General features: G+C 67.3%; 12 protein-coding genes. 2 read left to right on the plus strand and 10 right to left on the minus strand.

The genetic code is table 11. The features are described from left to right. Nucleotides 1-187: 187 nt before the first annotated feature. Both NR810_RS42705 and NR810_RS42710 read left to right on the plus strand, forming a co-directional pair. The gene (locus tag NR810_RS42705; RefSeq protein ID WP_257461154.1) at nt 188-2,158 is read left to right on the plus strand and encodes a site-specific DNA-methyltransferase; all 1,971 of its coding nucleotides are present in this window, start codon (nt 188-190) and stop codon (nt 2,156-2,158) included. Beyond that, nucleotides 2,155-4,506 (plus strand): DEAD/DEAH box helicase family protein, encoded by a 2,352-nt coding sequence (locus tag NR810_RS42710; RefSeq protein ID WP_257461158.1) that lies wholly within the window; start codon nt 2,155-2,157, stop codon nt 4,504-4,506. The genes NR810_RS42705 and NR810_RS42710 overlap by 4 nt, the downstream gene beginning before the upstream one ends. Nucleotides 4,507-4,521: 15 nt before the next feature. Here NR810_RS42710 and NR810_RS42715 read toward each other — a convergent pair whose 3' ends face one another. The 10 genes from NR810_RS42715 to NR810_RS42760 form a co-directional block, all read right to left on the minus strand. Further along, on the minus strand, nt 4,522-5,325 hold the full coding sequence (locus NR810_RS42715) for an LpxI family protein (RefSeq protein ID WP_257461303.1): 804 nt from the start codon (nt 5,323-5,325) through the stop codon (nt 4,522-4,524). Between the two features lie 7 nt (nt 5,326-5,332). Next, nucleotides 5,333-6,109 (minus strand): acyl-ACP--UDP-N-acetylglucosamine O-acyltransferase, encoded by a 777-nt coding sequence (gene lpxA, locus NR810_RS42720; protein WP_257461159.1) that lies wholly within the window; start codon nt 6,107-6,109, stop codon nt 5,333-5,335. 19 nt (nt 6,110-6,128) lie between these two features. Further along, entirely contained in the window at nt 6,129-6,602 is a 474-nt protein-coding gene (gene fabZ, locus NR810_RS42725; RefSeq protein WP_257461305.1) for a 3-hydroxyacyl-ACP dehydratase FabZ, read from the minus strand. Further along, nucleotides 6,602-7,666, minus strand: coding sequence for a UDP-3-O-(3-hydroxymyristoyl)glucosamine N-acyltransferase (lpxD, locus tag NR810_RS42730; protein ID WP_257461161.1), 1,065 nt, complete (start codon nt 7,664-7,666; stop codon nt 6,602-6,604). Before lpxD ends, fabZ begins: the two co-directional genes overlap by 1 nt. 8 nt (nt 7,667-7,674) lie before the next feature. Continuing rightward, entirely contained in the window at nt 7,675-8,250 is a 576-nt protein-coding gene (locus tag NR810_RS42735; protein ID WP_257461162.1) for an OmpH family outer membrane protein, read from the minus strand. A gap of 103 nt (nt 8,251-8,353) precedes the next feature. Continuing rightward, complete coding sequence (gene bamA, locus NR810_RS42740) at nt 8,354-10,732, minus strand: outer membrane protein assembly factor BamA (protein WP_257461163.1); 2,379 nt, start codon at nt 10,730-10,732, stop codon at nt 8,354-8,356. Nucleotides 10,733-10,882: 150 nt separating this feature from the next. Next, entirely contained in the window at nt 10,883-11,557 is a 675-nt protein-coding gene (locus NR810_RS42745; RefSeq protein ID WP_257461165.1) for an ABC transporter ATP-binding protein, read from the minus strand. 5 nt (nt 11,558-11,562) lie between these two features. Continuing rightward, on the minus strand, nt 11,563-13,941 hold the full coding sequence (locus NR810_RS42750; RefSeq protein WP_257461166.1) for an ABC transporter permease: 2,379 nt from the start codon (nt 13,939-13,941) through the stop codon (nt 11,563-11,565). Nucleotides 13,942-13,953: 12 nt separating this feature from the next. Next, nucleotides 13,954-15,498, minus strand: a complete 1,545-nt coding sequence (lysS, locus tag NR810_RS42755) for a lysine--tRNA ligase (RefSeq protein ID WP_257461167.1) — start codon at nt 15,496-15,498, stop codon at nt 13,954-13,956. 1,346 nt (nt 15,499-16,844) lie between these two features. Further along, nucleotides 16,845-17,198, minus strand: coding sequence for an anti-sigma factor family protein (locus NR810_RS42760; RefSeq protein ID WP_257461168.1), 354 nt, complete (start codon nt 17,196-17,198; stop codon nt 16,845-16,847). Nucleotides 17,199-17,222 lie beyond the last annotated feature (24 nt).

Here is a 17,222-nt window from a genome sequence, read left to right on the forward strand (position 1 = left end):
GCCCTTGGACGGGGAGCATTCCACACAGGGCCGTGAATTGACGACCCTCCTCGCGGGCCTCTCCCTGGGGAGCGGGGAGGCAGGCTCTCGATGATGTAGACACTCCGGCCCGCTATGTTAACGAGCCCTTCACGGCGGTCCCGCCGTGGGCCTACGGGCGCCCGTTCACTCTCCGTACGAATCGTCCATGACCGCTCGGAACTACACCGGCCTCAGCCGCGATGAACTGATCCAGTTGCTCGAGGAGCGCGATGCCGAGGAGTCCGGTGGGCTCCGGCTGCGCTACAAGGGACAGACTCCTCCGTGGCGCATCGTGCGGACCGTGAAGCCGCGGAGGCAGAAGCTCGAGCCCAAGCTGTCCGTCGGCTCCGAGGAGGAGCAGGCCCGCAACATGATCATGGAGGGCGAGAACCTCCAGGCCATGGCGTCGCTGTACAAGTACCGCGGCCAGGTGGACCTCATCCTCACGGATCCGCCCTACAACACGGGCGAGGACTTCCGGTACAACGACAAGTGGGACGAGGACCCGAACGATCCGGACCTGGGCGCCCTCGTCCCGGCCGAGGACGGCTCGCGCCACAGCAAGTGGCTGCGGTTCATGGTGCCGCGTCTCTGGATGATGCGGGAGATGCTGAAGCCCACGGGGGTGCTCGCCATCTGCATCGACCAGCGGGAGTTCTTCCGGCTGGGCATCGTCCTGGACGAGATGTTCGGGGAGACGAACCGGCTCGCCATCATCAACTGGCAGAAGACCACGCCGAAGAACGACGCGAGCCACGTCTCCGCGACGACCGAGTACGTCCTCGTCTACGCCAAGGACAAGAACGCCGCGAAGACCGAGGAGCTGGAGCGCTCGAAGAAGTCGAACGCGCGGTTCTCCAACCCCGACAACGACGAGAAGGGCGAGTGGAAGCAGGACAACCTGACCGCCCGGAGCGGTGGCCCGACCAACCGCTACGCCCTTCAGTCCCCCTTCACCGGCGAGTTCCACACGTCCGAGCACCGCTTCTGGGCGTACAAGCGCGCGCGGCTCAAGGAGTGGCTCGAGGCGTGGGGTCCCGCGTACGAGGACTTCGACCTCGGCGATGACCGGGGCAAGGCGCTGGTCCTGAAGGGTTGGGGCAACGCCGGGACCGACAAGGAGCGCGAGGCGATCATCGCCGCGGCCCGGAAGAAGGCAGAGGCCCGTCTGAAGGCGGGGAACTGGCCCTTTCTCTACTGGGGTCACGACGGCCTCCAGAAGCCGGTCCGCAAGACGTACAAGGAGCTGGTCAAGACGGGGGCCGTGCCGACGACCTTCTGGGTCGAGGAAGACGAAGTGCCGGTGGAGCTCGACAGCGTCTCCTGGCGCGCCGACCAGAGTGGCCGCAGCCGCGACGGCGTGGACGAGCTGACCGCCATCGTCGGCCGCGGGCACAAGTTCGACACCGTCAAGCCGCTGCGGCTCATCAAGAAGATCATCCAGATCTGGTGCCCCAAGAGCGGCATCGTGATGGACCCGTTCGCGGGCTCCGGAACGACCGGGCACGCCGTGCTCGAGCTCAATGCGGAGAACGAGGCGGACCGCCGCTTCATCCTCATCGAGCAGGGGCGGCCCGAGCGGGGCGACCCCTACGCCCGGAGCCTCACGGCCGAGCGCATCCGCCGGGTCATCAAGGGGGAGCGGGCCGACAAGCAGGGCGATCTCTTCCAGGGAGCCGAGCCGCTCCCCGGCGGCTTCCGCTTCTCCAAGCTGATGCTCGCCGTCGACGCAGAGGCGGTGCTCGCCCTCAAGCGCGAGGAGATGCTCGACCTGCTGCTCACGACGCACTGGGATCAGCGCGAGCGGGCCTCGTCGCACCTGCGGCGCCTGCCCGCGGGACAGCACGCCCACCTGTTCGCCATCAGCCCCCGGGGCGAGGGCTTCTTCCTCATCTGGAACGGCCCGGACGAGTCCTCGGTGCTCGACCGGAAGGCGTTCCGCGCCATCGTGGAGGAGGCGAAGGCCGAGAAGCTGTCGCCGCCGTACCACGTGTACGCGCGCACGGCGATCTACCCGGGCCCCAACATGGAGTTCTATCAAATCCCGGATCGCATCCTCGAGAAGCTCGGCTTCAACGAGGCCATCGAGCCCTACACGGCGGACGAGCCGAAACCCCTCGAGGATGACGCGGCGTGAGCATCCAACTCCTCCCCTTCCAGGTCCGAGCCTCGCAGCAGATCGTCAACCGGTACTTCAAGCTCACGTCGGACCCGAAGCGGCCGTCGGTGCACAAGTCCTGGGACGTACCCTTCTACCAGGCGCTGTCCGCCCTGACGGGCGCGGGCAAGACGCCCATCCTCGCCGACGCCGTGGCGCAGATCCGCTCCACGATGAGCCCCCAGCCCATCGTGCTGTGGATCTCCAAGGCGAAGGCGGTGGTCGACCAGACCTTCACGAACTTCGAGCCGGGGGGCAAGTACAGCCACCTCATCCCCCAGTTCACGGTGGAGTACCTGTCCGATCTGACCCCGCAGCAGATCTCGGACGGGAACACCGCGTTCCTCGCCCTGACCACGGTCGGCACCTTCAACCAGAAGGACAAGGGTGACGGCACCCTCAAGGTGCACAAGATCAGCCAGGACAGCGGCGCGGAGTCCCTCTGGGCCACGCTGGGCTCCCGGAAGACGGGGGTGGGCCAGCGGCGCCCGCTCGTCATCGTCTACGACGAGGCGCAGAACCTGGCCGACCAGCAGGTCGAGCTGCTGCTGGAGCTCGAACCGGACGCCATCCTGGTGGCCAGCGCCACCATGCGAGTCCCGGGCAGGCTGGGCAAGCTGATCGACCGCCTGAAGGATCATGGCTGGTCGGACGTCGTGCAGAGCGATCCCAAGGAAGGGCCGCTGCCGTGCCTCGTGACGGCCGTCAGCAGCAAGGCCGTCGTCAAGGCCGAGCTGGTGAAGCGGCAGGTCGTCCTCGGGGGCTACACGTCGATCATGGAGACCATGCTCGACGAGATGCATGAGTCCATGAAGGCCGCCGCCGAGAAGGCCAGGGTCATCCAGGCGGGCTTCGAGCCGAAGGCGATCTACGTCTGCCGGACCAACATCAACCAGGAGGACGGCACCCCGGATCTGCCGTCCAAGCCCTTCAACGAGCGCAAGGCGCCCCCCATCCTGATCTGGCGCTACCTGGTCGAGCAGAAGAAGGTCGACCCGGCCAGCATCGCGGTCTACTGCGACCTCAAGTTCGACCGGATGTCCCATCCGCCGCCCGCGGACTTCAAGCTGTTCTCCGGGGGCGAGCAGGACTTCGCCGTCTTCTCGGCGGGCAACTACAAGCACATCATCTTCAACCAGAGCCTCCAGGAGGGCTGGGACGATCCGGAGTGCTGCTTCGCCTACATCGACAAGTCGATGGGCTCGGACGTGCAGATCGAGCAGGTCATCGGCCGCGTCCTGCGTCAGCCCGGGGCGAGGTACTACCAGGACCCCGACCTGAACACGGCGAGCTTCTACATCCGGGTGGACAACAAGCAGGAGTTCCCCCGCATCCTGAAGATGGTGAAGGAGAAGCTCGGCGCCGACCTGCCGGAGGTGCGGGTCGAGGGCTACAGCGACCCGAAGGAACGCCAGCGGGTCCGCCATGAGCCGAAGAAGGTGCTGACCGTCCCCTCCATCCACATCGACGCGAGCGAGGCGGTCCAGCCGCTGACGCAGGCCGTGAAGAACCTGCACGACTACCGGAAGGATCCGGAGAACACCGTCGGCCAGGGAGAGGTCTACAAGGCGGTCCAGCCCATCGGTACCGGCACCAAGGCCGAGGTGCAGACGCAGAGCACGCCGCACTCGCACCGGGTCATGGCGCGGTGGATCGTGCGGCGGGAGATGCTCGGCCTCTACCCCGAGGTGGTGAAGGCCATCGAGTGGTCGAAGGGGGTCTTCGATGCGCGCGTGGAGATCACCAGCAAGGCCGCGGCGGCCCTGCGAAGCGAGGCGGAGAAGCTCGTCGACACCTACCTGAGCAACAGCGCGCTCGTGTTCGAGGAGGAGAACCCCTACACGGTGGGACCCCTCCTCGTGAACCCGGCGAAGGCCAAACCCTTCACGAACGCCCTCCACGACACCTACGACCTCAGCCCGTTGGAGTATTCGGTCGCCGAGGCCATCGACGAGACCGGCCTCGACTGGGCACGCAACCCGTCTCCTGGCGGCTACTCCATCCCCCTGCTGCACAAGGGGGACACCCATCGCTTCTTCCCGGACTTCCTCGTGTGGAAGGACGGCGTGGTGTTCGCGATCGATCCCAAGGGCGGCCACCTCCTGTTGAAGGACGCCGGGCTCAAGCTGCTGAACATCCAGGACGAAAACGGGAAGAAGAAGATCCGGGTGCGGCTGATCTCCGTGGGCCGCTGGAACGACCAGGTGCAGTGCCTGAGCGACAACGCCGGCTACACGGTCTGGTCGTTGACGAAGACGACCCAGAAGCTCAAGGCCACCCCCGTGGAGACGGTGAAGGAAGCGGTCGAAACCGCGCTGAAGGGCTGACGGAACGGCAGGGCTTCAGGGCACGCCGACGAGGGTGATGCCCACCTTGTCGGCCGCCCGGAACAGCTCCGGCGCGTCCAACAGCACCGTCTTGCCCGCCTCCAGCGCGAGCACCTTCGCCCCCACCTCCTGCATGACCTCCAGGGTGCGAGGACCCACCGCCGGCAGGTCGAACCGCAGGTCCTGCCCCGGCTTGCAGCGCTTCACCACCACGGCCCCCGCCCCGCCGTACTTGCCGCCCCGGCGGATGGCCTCGTCCGTGCCTTCCACGGCCTCCAGCGCCAGCACGTGGCCGCCGCGAACCACCACGGTCTGCCCCACGTCCGCCTGGCCCAGCAGCAGGGCCACCTCGCGCCCCAGCGCCACGTCCTTCTCCTGCGCCGCATGCAGCGCGGGACCCGCCAGATGGCCCGCGGGGCACAGCGCCTGCGCCAGCCAGTCCGTGGGGGCCACGATGGTGATGCCGTGGGACTCGAAGTAGTCCGCCACCGCGCGCAGCAGCGCGTCGTCCCGGAAGCTGCGCAGGCGGGAGATGATGCGCAACGCGCCCAGGTCCGGCCTCGCCTCCGTGAACGCGCGCACCCGGCCGATCCCTCCGGCCATCGCCGCCCGCTTCACGCCCGCCTTGACGAAGGCGCGGACGATGCGATCCACCTGCCCCAGCCGGACCCACGTCAGCTCGGCGACCTCGGCCTCCAGGGCCGGATCCGCCTCGCCGCGGTGGGCCACCGCCACCACTTCCAGCCCCTGCTCCCGGGCCGCGCTCGCGAACAGGAAGGGCAACCGTCCGTTGCCCGCGATGAGGCCGATGCGCTCCACGGTCACGTCAGCGCGTCAGCCCGCGCTTGCTCTGACTGATGAAGTCCACCAGGTAGTCGATCTCCGGGTGGCCACCCATGTCCGCCTTCAGCCGGCCCAGGGCCTCCGTCAGCTGCAGCTTCGAGCGGAAGAGCACCTTGTAGGCCTCCTTGATGCGGCCGATCTGCTCCTCGTTGAAGCCGTGCCGCTGCAGGCCCACCACGTTGAGGCCGGCCAGCTCCGCCCGGTCTCCCTGCGCCGTGCAGTACGGGGGCACGTCCATGGTCACCATGGAGCCACCGGCGATGAAGGCGTGCTTGCCCAACCGGGTGAACTGGTGCACCGCGGACAGGCCACCGAGGATGACGAAGTCCTCCACCTGGACGTGCCCGGCCAGCGCCACGCTGTTGGCGACGACGCAGCCGTTGCCCACCAGGCAGTCATGGGCCACGTGGCTGTAGGCCATGAAGAGGTTGTTGTTGCCCACCCGCGTCACGCCACCCCCGCCAACCGTGCCGATGTTGAGCGTGGCGGACTCACGGATGGTGTTGCCGTTGCCGATGATGAGCTGGGTGTCCTCGCCCGCGTACTTCAGGTCCTGCGGGGCACCGCCCACCGCGGCGAACGGGTAGATGACGTTGCGCTCGCCCAGAGTGGTACGCCCGTCGATGACGACATGGGGGCCCACACGAGAGCCCGCGCCAATCGTCACCTTCTCGCCGATGACGGCGTAGGGGCCGACCTCCACTGTCTCGTGGAGGCGAGCACCGGGATGGACCACCGCCGTGGGGTGAACCTGCGCCATGGTGAGCCTCCTCGCCTGCTCAGGACGCCTCGGTCGCCGAGCCGCCCGGGTCCTTGTTCTTGTCCTTGTCCACCACGGTGGCCATGAACTCGCCCTCGGCCACCCTCACCCCGTCCACCGTGGCCGTCCCCTTGGTCTTCCAGATGGCCCCCTTGTGGCGGACCACCTCGACGGTCAGCAGGAGGCGATCTCCCGGCACCACCGGCTTGCGGAAGCGCGCCCCGTCCACGCCCATCAGGTACGACACCTTCTGCGTGGGATCCATCTGCTCCGTCTTGTAGGCGAGGATGGCCGACACCTGCGCCATCGCCTCCAGGATGAGCACCCCCGGCATCACTGGATGTCCGGGGAAGTGACCGTTGAAGAAGGGCTCGTTCATCGTGACGTTCTTGTAGGCCGTGATCTTCTGGCCCGGAACGATCTCCACCACCCGATCCACCAGAAGGAACGGATAGCGGTGGGGCAGCAACTGCTGGATCTCCTGGATGTCCATCATCCGCCCTTCTCCTTCTTCTCGAGCGTCTCGACCCTGCGACGCAGGGTACGCACTTCCTTGAGCAGGTCGCTGATCTGCCCGAGTGCGGCCGACATGCGCAACCACTCTCTGTGTGGCATGGCCGGGCTGCCGCTCACCACCTGCCCGTCCTCCACGTCGTGCGCCACCCCGGACTGGGCGCCGACCTTGGCCAGGTCTCCCACCCGGATGTGCCCCACCACGCCCACCTGCCCCGCCAGGACCACGCCCGTGCCCAGCTCCGACGAGCCGGACACACCCGCCTGCGCGCAGATGAGCGACAGCGGGCCCACCTTCACGTTGTGGGCGATCTGCACCAGGTTGTCGAGTTTCGACCCACGGCCGATGACCGTCTCGCCGATCGTCGCCCGGTCGATGGTGGTGCAGGCCCCCACCTCCACGTCGTCCTCGATGCGGACGATACCGGCCTGGGGCACCTTGTAGTGCTCCGGCCCGTTCTCACCCTCGGGGTTGAAGGCGAAGCCGAACCCGTCCGCGCCCACCACGCAGGAAGCGTGGAGGATGACGCGCGCACCCACCTGGCAGTGCTCGCGCACGGTGACGTTGGGGTACAGGAGGCTGTCCTCGCCGATGCTCGCGCCCTCGCCCACGTAGGCGCCGGGAAAGAGCACCGCGCGGGCGCCCACGGTGGCGTTCTTCTCCACGGTGGCACCGGCCATCACCGCCGCCTCGGGGTGCACGCGCGCCTCGGGGTGCACGTGCGCGCCGGGCCGCACTCCCGCGACATACGACGGCCGCGGATGGAAGAGGCTGGAGAGCCTGGCGAAGGCCAGGTGCGGATTGGCCACCCGCACGAGCGACACGCCCTGGCGGACATCCGTGTCCGGACCCACCAGCACGGCCGAGGCCCGCGAGGCCTCGTACTGCCGGCGGTAGCGCGGGTTGCCGTAGAAGGAGAGCTCGCCAGGTCCAGCCTCGGCGAGCCCGTTGAGGCCGGAGATCAACAGGCCGGCGTCTCCGACGAGCTCACCGCCAACATGGGCGGCGAGCTCCCCGAGCCGGCGGGGGGTGGGTGCTTGCACGGAGAGGCCTACTTCTTGGGGGCGTCCTTGGCGACAGGGGCGTCCTTCGGAGCGCTGGCCTTGCCCTTGGAGGTGTTGTAGGTGCGGATGACCTCGTTGGTCAGGTCATACTGGTTGAGGGCGAAGACCAGACCGGAGTCGCGCTTCTCGAAGACCATGCCCAGCCCCTCGCGCTCGGCGATCTTGCTGATGACCTCGTCGATCTTCGCGATGATGGGCTCCATCTCCTTGCGCTCCTTCTCGGCGGCCTCCCCGCGGCTCTGCTCCCACTTCTGGGCAAGCTCGTAGACCTTCTTCTGCAGGTCGGTGGCCTTCTGGATGCGCGTCTCCTCGCTCATGGCGCTGGCCTGCTTGTCCAGCGTCTCCTTCTCCTTGCGGAGGGCCTCCTGCTGCGAGTCGATCTCCTTCTGGCGGGACTCCAGCCACTTCTGGAGACGGTTCTTGGCGGCCTTGCCGTCATCCACCTCGAGCAGGACGCGCTGGTAGTCCACGTACGCGATCTTCAGGTCGGCGGCCGCGGCCAGCGTCGGCACGGCAAGCGAGAGGGCAAGGGCCAGAACCGACAGTTTGCTTCGAAGCGACATGTGCGACAGCTCCTCGGGGGAAGTTTGAAACTCAGACGTCCCATTCCAGTCCATCTTCAAACGGCCGTGAAAACGGCCGCTCGAGGACCGGGCGGACGACCTATCAGAAGAAATTGCCGATCGTAAACTCGAAGAGGAGGGCCTGGTCTTCCGGACGTTTCGTGAGCGGGACTCCCCACTCGAAGCGCAGGGGACCGACCGGCGAGAACCACCGGAAGCCGAAGCCCACCGAGTGGAAGAGCCCCAGGGGCAGGTTCCTGTTCTGGTTGCTCTCGAAGAAGTTCTCGTTGACGGCGAAGGCATTGCCCGCGTCGTAGAAGAGCACGCCGCGGATGCCGGCCTTCTCGACGATGGGGAACTCCAGCTCGACGTTGAGGATGAACTGCTTGTTACCACCCACGTCGAGCCGCTGGATGGCGGCGTCCGGAGAGGCCGAGCGCGGCGCCAGCAGCGAGGGGCTGATGGTCCGCAGCGCGTAGCCGCGCACCGAGTTGATGCCACCCAGGTAGTAGAGCTCCGAGATGGGCAGCGGGCTGTTGGCATCCAGCTGCTGGATGTAGCCGATGGTGGCGTTCGTCTTGAAGACGGCCCCCAGGGGCAGCGGGAAGTAGAGGCGCGAGTAGGCCGAGTAGCGCGAGAAGAGGAACGAGCCGCCGAGCCAGCTGGGCGCGTACTCCACCGAGCCATAGTGGATGAAGCCCTGGGAGGGGAAGAGGCGGTTGTTGCGCTTGTCGTAGGTGACGGACAGGCGCACCGAGCTCGTCACGCCGCTCAGGAAGCGGTTGGCCAGCAGCACGCCGCCCAGACCTTCGGCGGCCTGCACGTTCACGTGCTCCTGTGAGTAGCCCACGTTGACGAGCAGGTCCTCGAGGACCTGGTAGCCCAGGGACAAGCTGCCACCCGTCGATTGACGGATGAAGTCGTCGTACTCCGCTTCCACGCGGAAGAAGTCCGCGGACAGCAGGAAGTTGGTGTCCAGGAAGTACGGGTCGAAGAATGACAGCTGGACGAGCGAGCGCAGGCTGGAGATCTGCGCCGAGGCCGACACGCTCTGGCCCCACCCCAGGAAGTTGTTCTGCGACACCTGGGCCGTGAAGATGAAGCTCTCCACGTTGGAGAAGCCGAGGCCCACCTGGAAGGTACCGGTGGCCTTCTCCTTCACCTCCACCTGGATGATGATGGTGTCCGGGCTGGTGCCGGGCTTCTGGGTGACCTCCACCGTCTCGAAGAAGCCGAGCGCCGTGACGCGCTCCTTGCTGCGGCGCACGCCGGTGCCGCTGTAGAGCTCGCCCTCGTAGACGCGCAGCTCGCGGCGGATGACCTTGTCGCGCGTCTTGGTGTTGCCGACGATGTCGATGCGCTCGATGGAGACCTGGGGACCCTTCTGCACGTCGAAGGTCAGGTCCACCGTCTTCGTCTCCGCGTTGACGGCGGTGACGGGGTTGATGTTGGCGTAGGCGTAGCCCTGGTCGTAGTAGACGTCCGTGAAGGCCTGGATGTCCTGGCCCAGCTGCGCGCGGCTGAAGTGCTGGCCCGTCGAGGAGCGCATCTGCTTCGCCAGCGCCTCCTTGGGCACCACCAGGTCACCGGAGAAGTCGATGGTGCCGATGTTGTAGCGCTCGCCCTCGGTCACCCGGATGGTGATGAAGATGTAGCGCTTGTCGGCGGAGAGCGAGACGGTGGGCTTGTCCACCCGGACGTTGATGTAGCCCTCGTCGTAGTAGGTGGCCTGGATGACGGCCAGGTCGCGCTGGAACACCTCCTCGCGGTAGGTGCCCTCGCCGGTGAGGAAGGACAGGTAGCCGCCCTCCTTGGTGAGCATCACGTCCTTGAGCCGGGAGGCGGGGACCTGCTCCGCGCCCAGCAGGAGGATGTCCTTCACCATCACCTTGGCGTGCTCGTCGATGTTGAAGGTGACATCGACCTGCCCGTTCTCGACGGGGCTGATCTTGTAGTTGACCTCGGCGAGGAAGTAGCCCTTGTCGACGTACTTCTCCTGGATCTTCTTCTGGGTGCGGCGCACCACGTCCAGGTCCAGGATGGAGAGGGCCTTGACCTCGATGGCCTCCTTCAGGTCGTCCTGGCTCAGCTCTTCGTTGCCGGCGAGCTTGACGGCGCGGATGGAGGGGCGCTCCTGCACGCGCACCACGTAGGCGATGCCACCGTTGGGCAGTTGCTGCGTCAACAGCTGCACGTCGCTGAAATAGCCGAGCGCCCAGACCGCCCGCAGATCCTCCGCGGTACGCGTCTCGTCGAAGACCTGACCCACCTTGGTGCGGAGGGCGCGGCGGACGGCCTCGGCCTCGACGCGGCGGTTGCCTTCGACGCGAATGTCGACCACCTCACCCTCGCGGACCTCACGGTCGGCGGGGGGCGCGGGGGTATCGGCACCCGGCGCGGGGGGAGCCGAGGGGAGCGCCGCGGGCGGCACGGAGCCCGGCGGGGTGCCCCCATCCGCCTGCGCGAGCACGCGACCGGGCATCACCGTCCAAACGGCGGCGAGAAGCGGGACAAGGAACCTGAGCGAGAGAACGGGGAGCCTCAAGAGCAATCGCCAGTAAAGGGCGGGGCAATCTACGGGAGGAATTCGGCGGGTCTCAACGGGAAATCGCGTGGAGGGGGGGCTGGAGCGTCAAGCCTCGGTCACCTGGCCGGCCACCAACCGCAGCCGCCGGGGCATGGAGCGGGCCAATGTTTCATTGTGTGTCACCACCACGGCGGTGATGCCCAGGTCCCGGTTCACCTCGCGCAGGAGCTGGTGGATGCCCTCGCCGGTGGCGGGGTCCAGGTTGCCGGTGGGCTCGTCGGCGAGCAGTACCGCGGGCTTGAGCACCAGGGCCCGGGCCAGGGCCACGCGCTGGGCCTCGCCGCCGGACAGCTCGCCGGGCCGGTGCTCCACCCGGCTCCCCAGCCCCACCCGCTCCAGCAGCTCGCGGGCGTAGGCGTAGGACTGGGTCCGGTCCCGGCGCTGGACGAGCGCCGGCATGGCCACGTTCTCCAGGGCGGTGAACTCGGGCAGCAGGTAGTGGCTCTGGAAGACGAAGCCGATGGTGCGGTTGCGGAACTCGGCGATCTCCGCGTCGTTCATCGCGAAGACGGAGCGGCCCTCGAAGAGCAGCTCGCCCGCGGCCGGCATGTCCAGCGTGCCCAGCACGTGCAGGAAGGTGCTCTTGCCCGCTCCGGACGCGCCGATGAGACTCACCAGCTCGCCCTTCTCGATGTCCAGGGTCACGCCCCGGAGCACGTCGATGCGCTTGCCGTGCAGGAAGTAGCTCTTGAAGACGTTGCGGATGGAGAGCAGCGCCATCGTCCTCACTCCGCCTTCAGGCCTTCCACCGGCTCCACGCTGCTCGCCTTGAGCGCGGGATAGATGGATGCCAGGTAGGTGACGAGTACCGCGATGACCACCGACAGCGCGGTCTGAAGGGGTTCGATCTTCACCGGCAGCGCCGGGATGTAATAGACGGACGGATCCAGCTTGATGCCCACCTTCTCGATGAAGAGGCACCAGCCCAGGCCGGAGATGAGGCCCAGCAGGCCGCCCGCCACGCCAATCTGAAGGCCCTCGGCGAGGAAGATCTTCACGATGCCGCCGTCGGACACGCCGAGCGCCTTGAGCACGGCGATCTCCTTGCGCTTCTCCAGCACCAGCATGATGACCGTGGCCACGATGAGGCCGGCGGCCACCACGATGATGATGGACAGGATGATGCCCATCACCAGCTTCTCGAGCCGGAGCGCGGAGAAGATGTTGCGGTGGATCTCTCCCCAGTCGCGGGCGCGGTAGGGGTAGCCGCCCAGCTCGCGCGACACGAGGCTCGCGATGCGCCGGGCATCATCCACGTCCAGCACCTTCAGCTCGATGCCGCTGGGGCCATCCGTGCCGAAGAGCTTCTGCGCCTCACCCAGGAGGATGTAGGCGAACTTGGCATCGTACTCGTACATGCCCGAGTAGAAGATGCCGGCCACGCGGAAGGCCCGGCTCTTGGGGATGAGGCCCGCGGGGCCCAGCTCTGCGCCCTGCGGGGAGATGACGTTCACCCGGTCCCCCACCACCACGCGCAGGATGGTGGCCAGCTCACGGCCGAGCACGATACCGGGCAGCACCTTCTCCTGGGCGCTCTTGGTGCTCTTGCCGATGATGGGATCGTCGGACTCCTCCTCCTCCTCTTCCTGCTTCTGGGAGGACTCGGTGCCGAAGCCCAGCGAGCGCCGGGGGGAGATCTTCTCGGGCGCCTGGAGGTAGTCCAGCTCGCCACCCGGCAGCATGTTCTTGCGCAGATCCAACACCGAGCCCACGGTGTCCGGGTCGATGCCCTTGAGCACGATGCCCTGCACCTCGTCGCCCTCGCCGAGCACCATGACGGGGTTGTCGATGGACGGCGTCTGGCCCACCACGCCGGGCACCTTGGCGATCTGCTCCATCAGCCGCTTGTACTCGGACAGGTTGCCCGCGTACTTGGACACCACCACGTGCGAGTGGGCCCCGAGGATCTTCTGCTGGAGGTCCACCTCGAAGCCACTCATCACCGACAGCACGATGATGAGCGCCATCACGCCCACGCCCACGCCGCCCACGGACAGCGCCGTCATCATCATGGTGGGCGACTGCTCGCGCAGCTTGAGGTTGTTGAGCGCGGACGCGGCGGCCAGCGGATCCTTCATGCCGAGCGCGCGGATGCGGGTGCGCTCCACGGCGGCCTCCACCGCGCGGATGATGCCGTAGACGATGAGCGGCGGGACGATGCCGAACATCAGCACCGCCAACGTGCCCAGCAGCAGCGAGGGGCGGAACACGCCCACGTGCCGGCGAGCCACGAACAGCTCGAAGCCGAGCTTCAGGTCCACGCGCCCGCTGCCCGCGGCGATGAAGCCCGTGTTGATGCCCAGCACCAGCATCAGCACCAGCAGCGAGAAGACGAGCCAGTAGCCGATCACCGGACGGCCGAGCATGTCCGCCAGGTACGTCACCTCGCGCAGCCGGTAGCCCAGCGACATCTGGAGGTCCGGCAGCTGCTCGATGAGCGTCAGCAGCACGGGCACGGGCAGGCCGAAGTAGATGACACCGATGGTGGCCTCGGGCATGGCGAGCCGCCGCGCACGCGAGGCCCCCACGAAGCCGCTCCCGAAGGCCACGAGCGACGAGACGATCAACGAGATGGCGAAGGCCCCCGTCGGCGGCAGCCCACCCTCCCCTTCCGATCCCGCGCCGCCCCCACTGGACAGGAACGTCTGCAGGAGGATGAGCACCAGCTCCGCGAGCAGGATGCCCCCGCCGTAGGCGCCCAGGGTGCTCCAGTAGAAGTCGCGGTACTGGGCCAGCCGCGGGTAGAGCTCCGCTCCGGCGGCCGGGCTCGGCCCCTCGGAGGAGGCCGGAGCACGCCGGATGCCGGCGGCGATGATCGCCCAGCCCACCAGCCAGGCGGCCGCACCGGACAGGAGGAACTGCGTGCCGGAGACGTTCACCGAGGAGCGCAGGGCGGTGGACTGCACCGCCGTCAGCCCCAGCGCCTGCAACGTCTGCAGGAGCCCGCCCCAGGCGAGCGCCGACATCCCCAGCACGCCGCCGACACGCGCCCAGGCGTCGGACTTGGTGATGGCCACGCCGAGCAGCACGGCCCCCACGAGCGCCACGAAGGCGCCGCTCCAGATGAAGCTCCAGCGGTAGACGGTCTGCCGTTCGGCGTTCACGAGGTTTCCTGCCTACTTCGCAAGCGGCTTGAGGAGGGGGAACAAAATGACGTCGCGGATCGACGGTGCGTCCGAGAACAGCATGGCGACGCGATCAATCCCGATGCCCTCACCGGCCGTGGGCGGCATGCCGTGCTCGAGGGCGCGGATGTAGTCCTCGTCGTAGTCCATCGTCTCCTGCTGGCCGCGCTGCTTGGCATCCAGCTGGGCGAGGAAGCGGCCCTTCTGGTCGATCGGGTCGTTGAGCTCGGAGAAGGCGTTGCCGATCTCCCGGCCGGCGACGAAGAGCTCGAAGCGGTCGGTGATCTCCGGGTTCTGATCGTTGCGGCGCGCCAGCGGGCTGACGGCGGTGGGGTAGTGCGTGATGAAGGTGGGGTGCACCAGCTTCTGCTCCACGTGGTGCTCGAAGAGCGCGCCCACCAGCTCCCCGTGGTGCATGGTCTCGATGGCGCGGCGCTCGGCCTCGCCGTGCGTCGTCTTGAGCAGCTCGGCGCGCAGCCGGTCCGCGTCCGCCATGTCCTTGTCGGACAGCGAGGGGACGACCTCGCGGATGGCCTCGGTCATGGGAATGCGCTTCCAGCCCTTGCCGAAGTCCAGCACGTGACCCTGGTAGGTCACCTTCGTGTCGCCCGTCACCGCCTTCGCCGCGCCCGAGAGCATCTCCTCGGTGAGGTCCATCAGGTCCTCGAACGTGGCGTAGGCCTGGTAGAACTCGAGCATCGTGAACTCGGGGTTGTGCCGGGTGCTGATGCCCTCGTTGCGGAAGTTGCGGTTGATCTCGTAGACGCGCTCGATGCCGCCCACCACCAGGCGCTTGAGGTACAGCTCCGGGGCGATCCGCATGTACAGATCGATGTCCAGGGCGTTGTGGTGGGTGATGAACGGGCGGGCCGCCGCGCCGGACACCAGCGGGTGCATCATCGGGGTCTCCACCTCGACGAAGTCGCGCGTGTCGAGGAAGTCCCGGATGAAGCGGATGAGCTTGTTGCGCTTGAGGAAGGTCTGCTTCACCTCGGGGTTGGAGACCATGTCCAGGTAGCGCTGGCGGTAGCGGATCTCCACGTCCGTGAGGCCGTGCCACTTCTCGGGCAGGGGCCGCAGGGACTTGGTGAGCGGCACGAACTTCGTGGCGGACAGGGTCAGCTCGCCCGTCTTGGAGCGGAAGATGGTGCCCTGGACGGCGACGAAGTCACCCATGTCGGTGAGCTTGAAGAGCTCGTAGGCCTCCCCGAGGGCGTCCTTCTTGAGGTGGGCCTGGATCTCCCCCGAGCGGTCGCGCAGCTTGACGAAGGCGGCCTTGCCGAAGCTGCGCACGGCCACGATGCGGCCGGCCACGTCGTAGGAGATGGGCTCGGCCTTCTCCAGGTCCTCGATGGACTGGTCTCCATGGCGGGCGAGGATGTCGGCGGCGAGGTGCTGGGGACGGTAGCCGTTGCCATACGGGTTGAAGCCGGAGTCCCGCCATTTGCGCGCCTTGTCGAGGCGCTGGTCGTAGATCTCCTGCTCCTTGGACCCGAGGTCCGCTTCCGCGTTCTTGTTCTCTGGAGTGTCAGCCATGGGGCATCCCGTAAGGGCGCGGCACCGTAGCCAAGCGCACCCCGGGACGCAACGAATGGGTAAGGCGGATGTTCCCGGCGGGCATTCCCCCGAGGGGCAGGGGAAGTCAGGTCGGGCCCGGGGATGTGACCTCTCAAGTCATCTCACGCCTGACCGGAGCAGGCTGCGGGGCGTCTCGGGCCGCGTGCTACCCTCCCGTGGGGAGGAGGGAAGCTGCATGCCTGGACGTATCGCACTCATACCCGCCCTGCTACTGCTCGTCATCGGGACAGGATGCCCTCATGACTGGATGATCGGTGGCACCATGGATGAGGCGCTGCAGAAGGACCTCCAAGAGGAGCGTGAGGCGCGGAAGGAGTGCCCTCCCCACCTGCCGCGCCGGCAGGAATGCTACGGCCCCAATGGGCAACCTCCATGTCGCTGGATATGCGAGTGAGTTGGAAACGAGCCGCCGGCATCATCGCGGGACTGCTGCTGCCCTTGCCGCTCGTACTCACCCTCTACGCCGCGACTTCCTGGACACACTGGCCCGCCTTCTCACCTGGAACGGACGTCAGCCCGATCCTGCCCCCAGACGAGCGTCGACAGCTCCAGACCTTCGAGAAGCACTGCACCCAACGCGAGGACTGTGAGCCACCCCTCGGGTGCCTCGAGATCTACACGGGAGGGCCCCGCTTCTGCGTCGCCAGTGAGTGCCAGTCGGATTCACAGTGCGAGGAGGGCTTCACCTGCCAAACACGCCCCACCCTGGACAATGGCCCACGGGTGCGGCGATGTGCCGTCATCGGTACGCGCCAGGAGGGACAACCCTGTGTCTCCAGCGCGGACACGCGGGAAGAGGCCTGTGCTCAGGGGCTCATCTGCAACGGTGTCTGTGGCAGACCCTGCGTATTGGAAGACCCCACGAGTTGTCCGGACGGCCTTGCTTGCCGCAATGGCTCCGATGGTCCCTCTTGCCGACCCCACTGCAAGGACAGGGAGTGCCCCGAAGGGCAGGAGTGCATCCACCACGACGACGAACTCCCCATGTGTGCGGTTCTCCGGGGAAACAACTGTCAGCGAACGACCTGCCCCGAAGGACGCGAGTGCCAGGTCCGTTATCAGCTCGGAGGGCAGCGGCCCACTGTCGACATGGAGTGCGTGGTGCCCTGCGGCAAGGACAAATCCCCGTGCCCGGACGGACTCGTTTGTGACTTTGGCGCCTGCCGCCAGCGGTGCAACCCGAACGGGCCAGATACATGCGGCCCGAACAACACGTGTGGCTACCTTCCCGTCGAAGAGTCGTGGCTGTGCTTTCCGAGGTACGACTGACGGGCTCCTGGTGTCTCAGGAGCCCCCCTCGCGGCTCAGGGCGCGGACATGATGAGGAAGGCGCCCACCGCCGCCGCGATGAGCAGCGGGATGAGCACCTCCACCGGCAGCCGGTACTGCGCGTGCGTCAGGTGCAGCCGCTTCAGCCCGAAGCGCCGCTGCCGCTTCAACCGCGTCATCACCATCGAGGCCAGCGCCGGCGGAGCCTGCTCCTTCTCCACCTTCCGCAGCCTCAACACGGTGCTCGAGTAGCTCTGCCAGCCCTTCTGGCACTCGCCGCACCCTTCCAGGTGCGAGCGCACCGCCTGCTCCTTCTCGGCCGAGAGTTCCTCGTCGGCGAGCGCGATGAACAGGGCCTTGGTCTCGCGGTGGCTGAGCTGTGCTGACATGTCCCGGAGTCTCCGCTGAAAACC

Source organism: Archangium lipolyticum (assembly GCF_024623785.1).
GTDB lineage: Bacteria > Myxococcota > Myxococcia > Myxococcales > Myxococcaceae > Archangium > Archangium lipolyticum.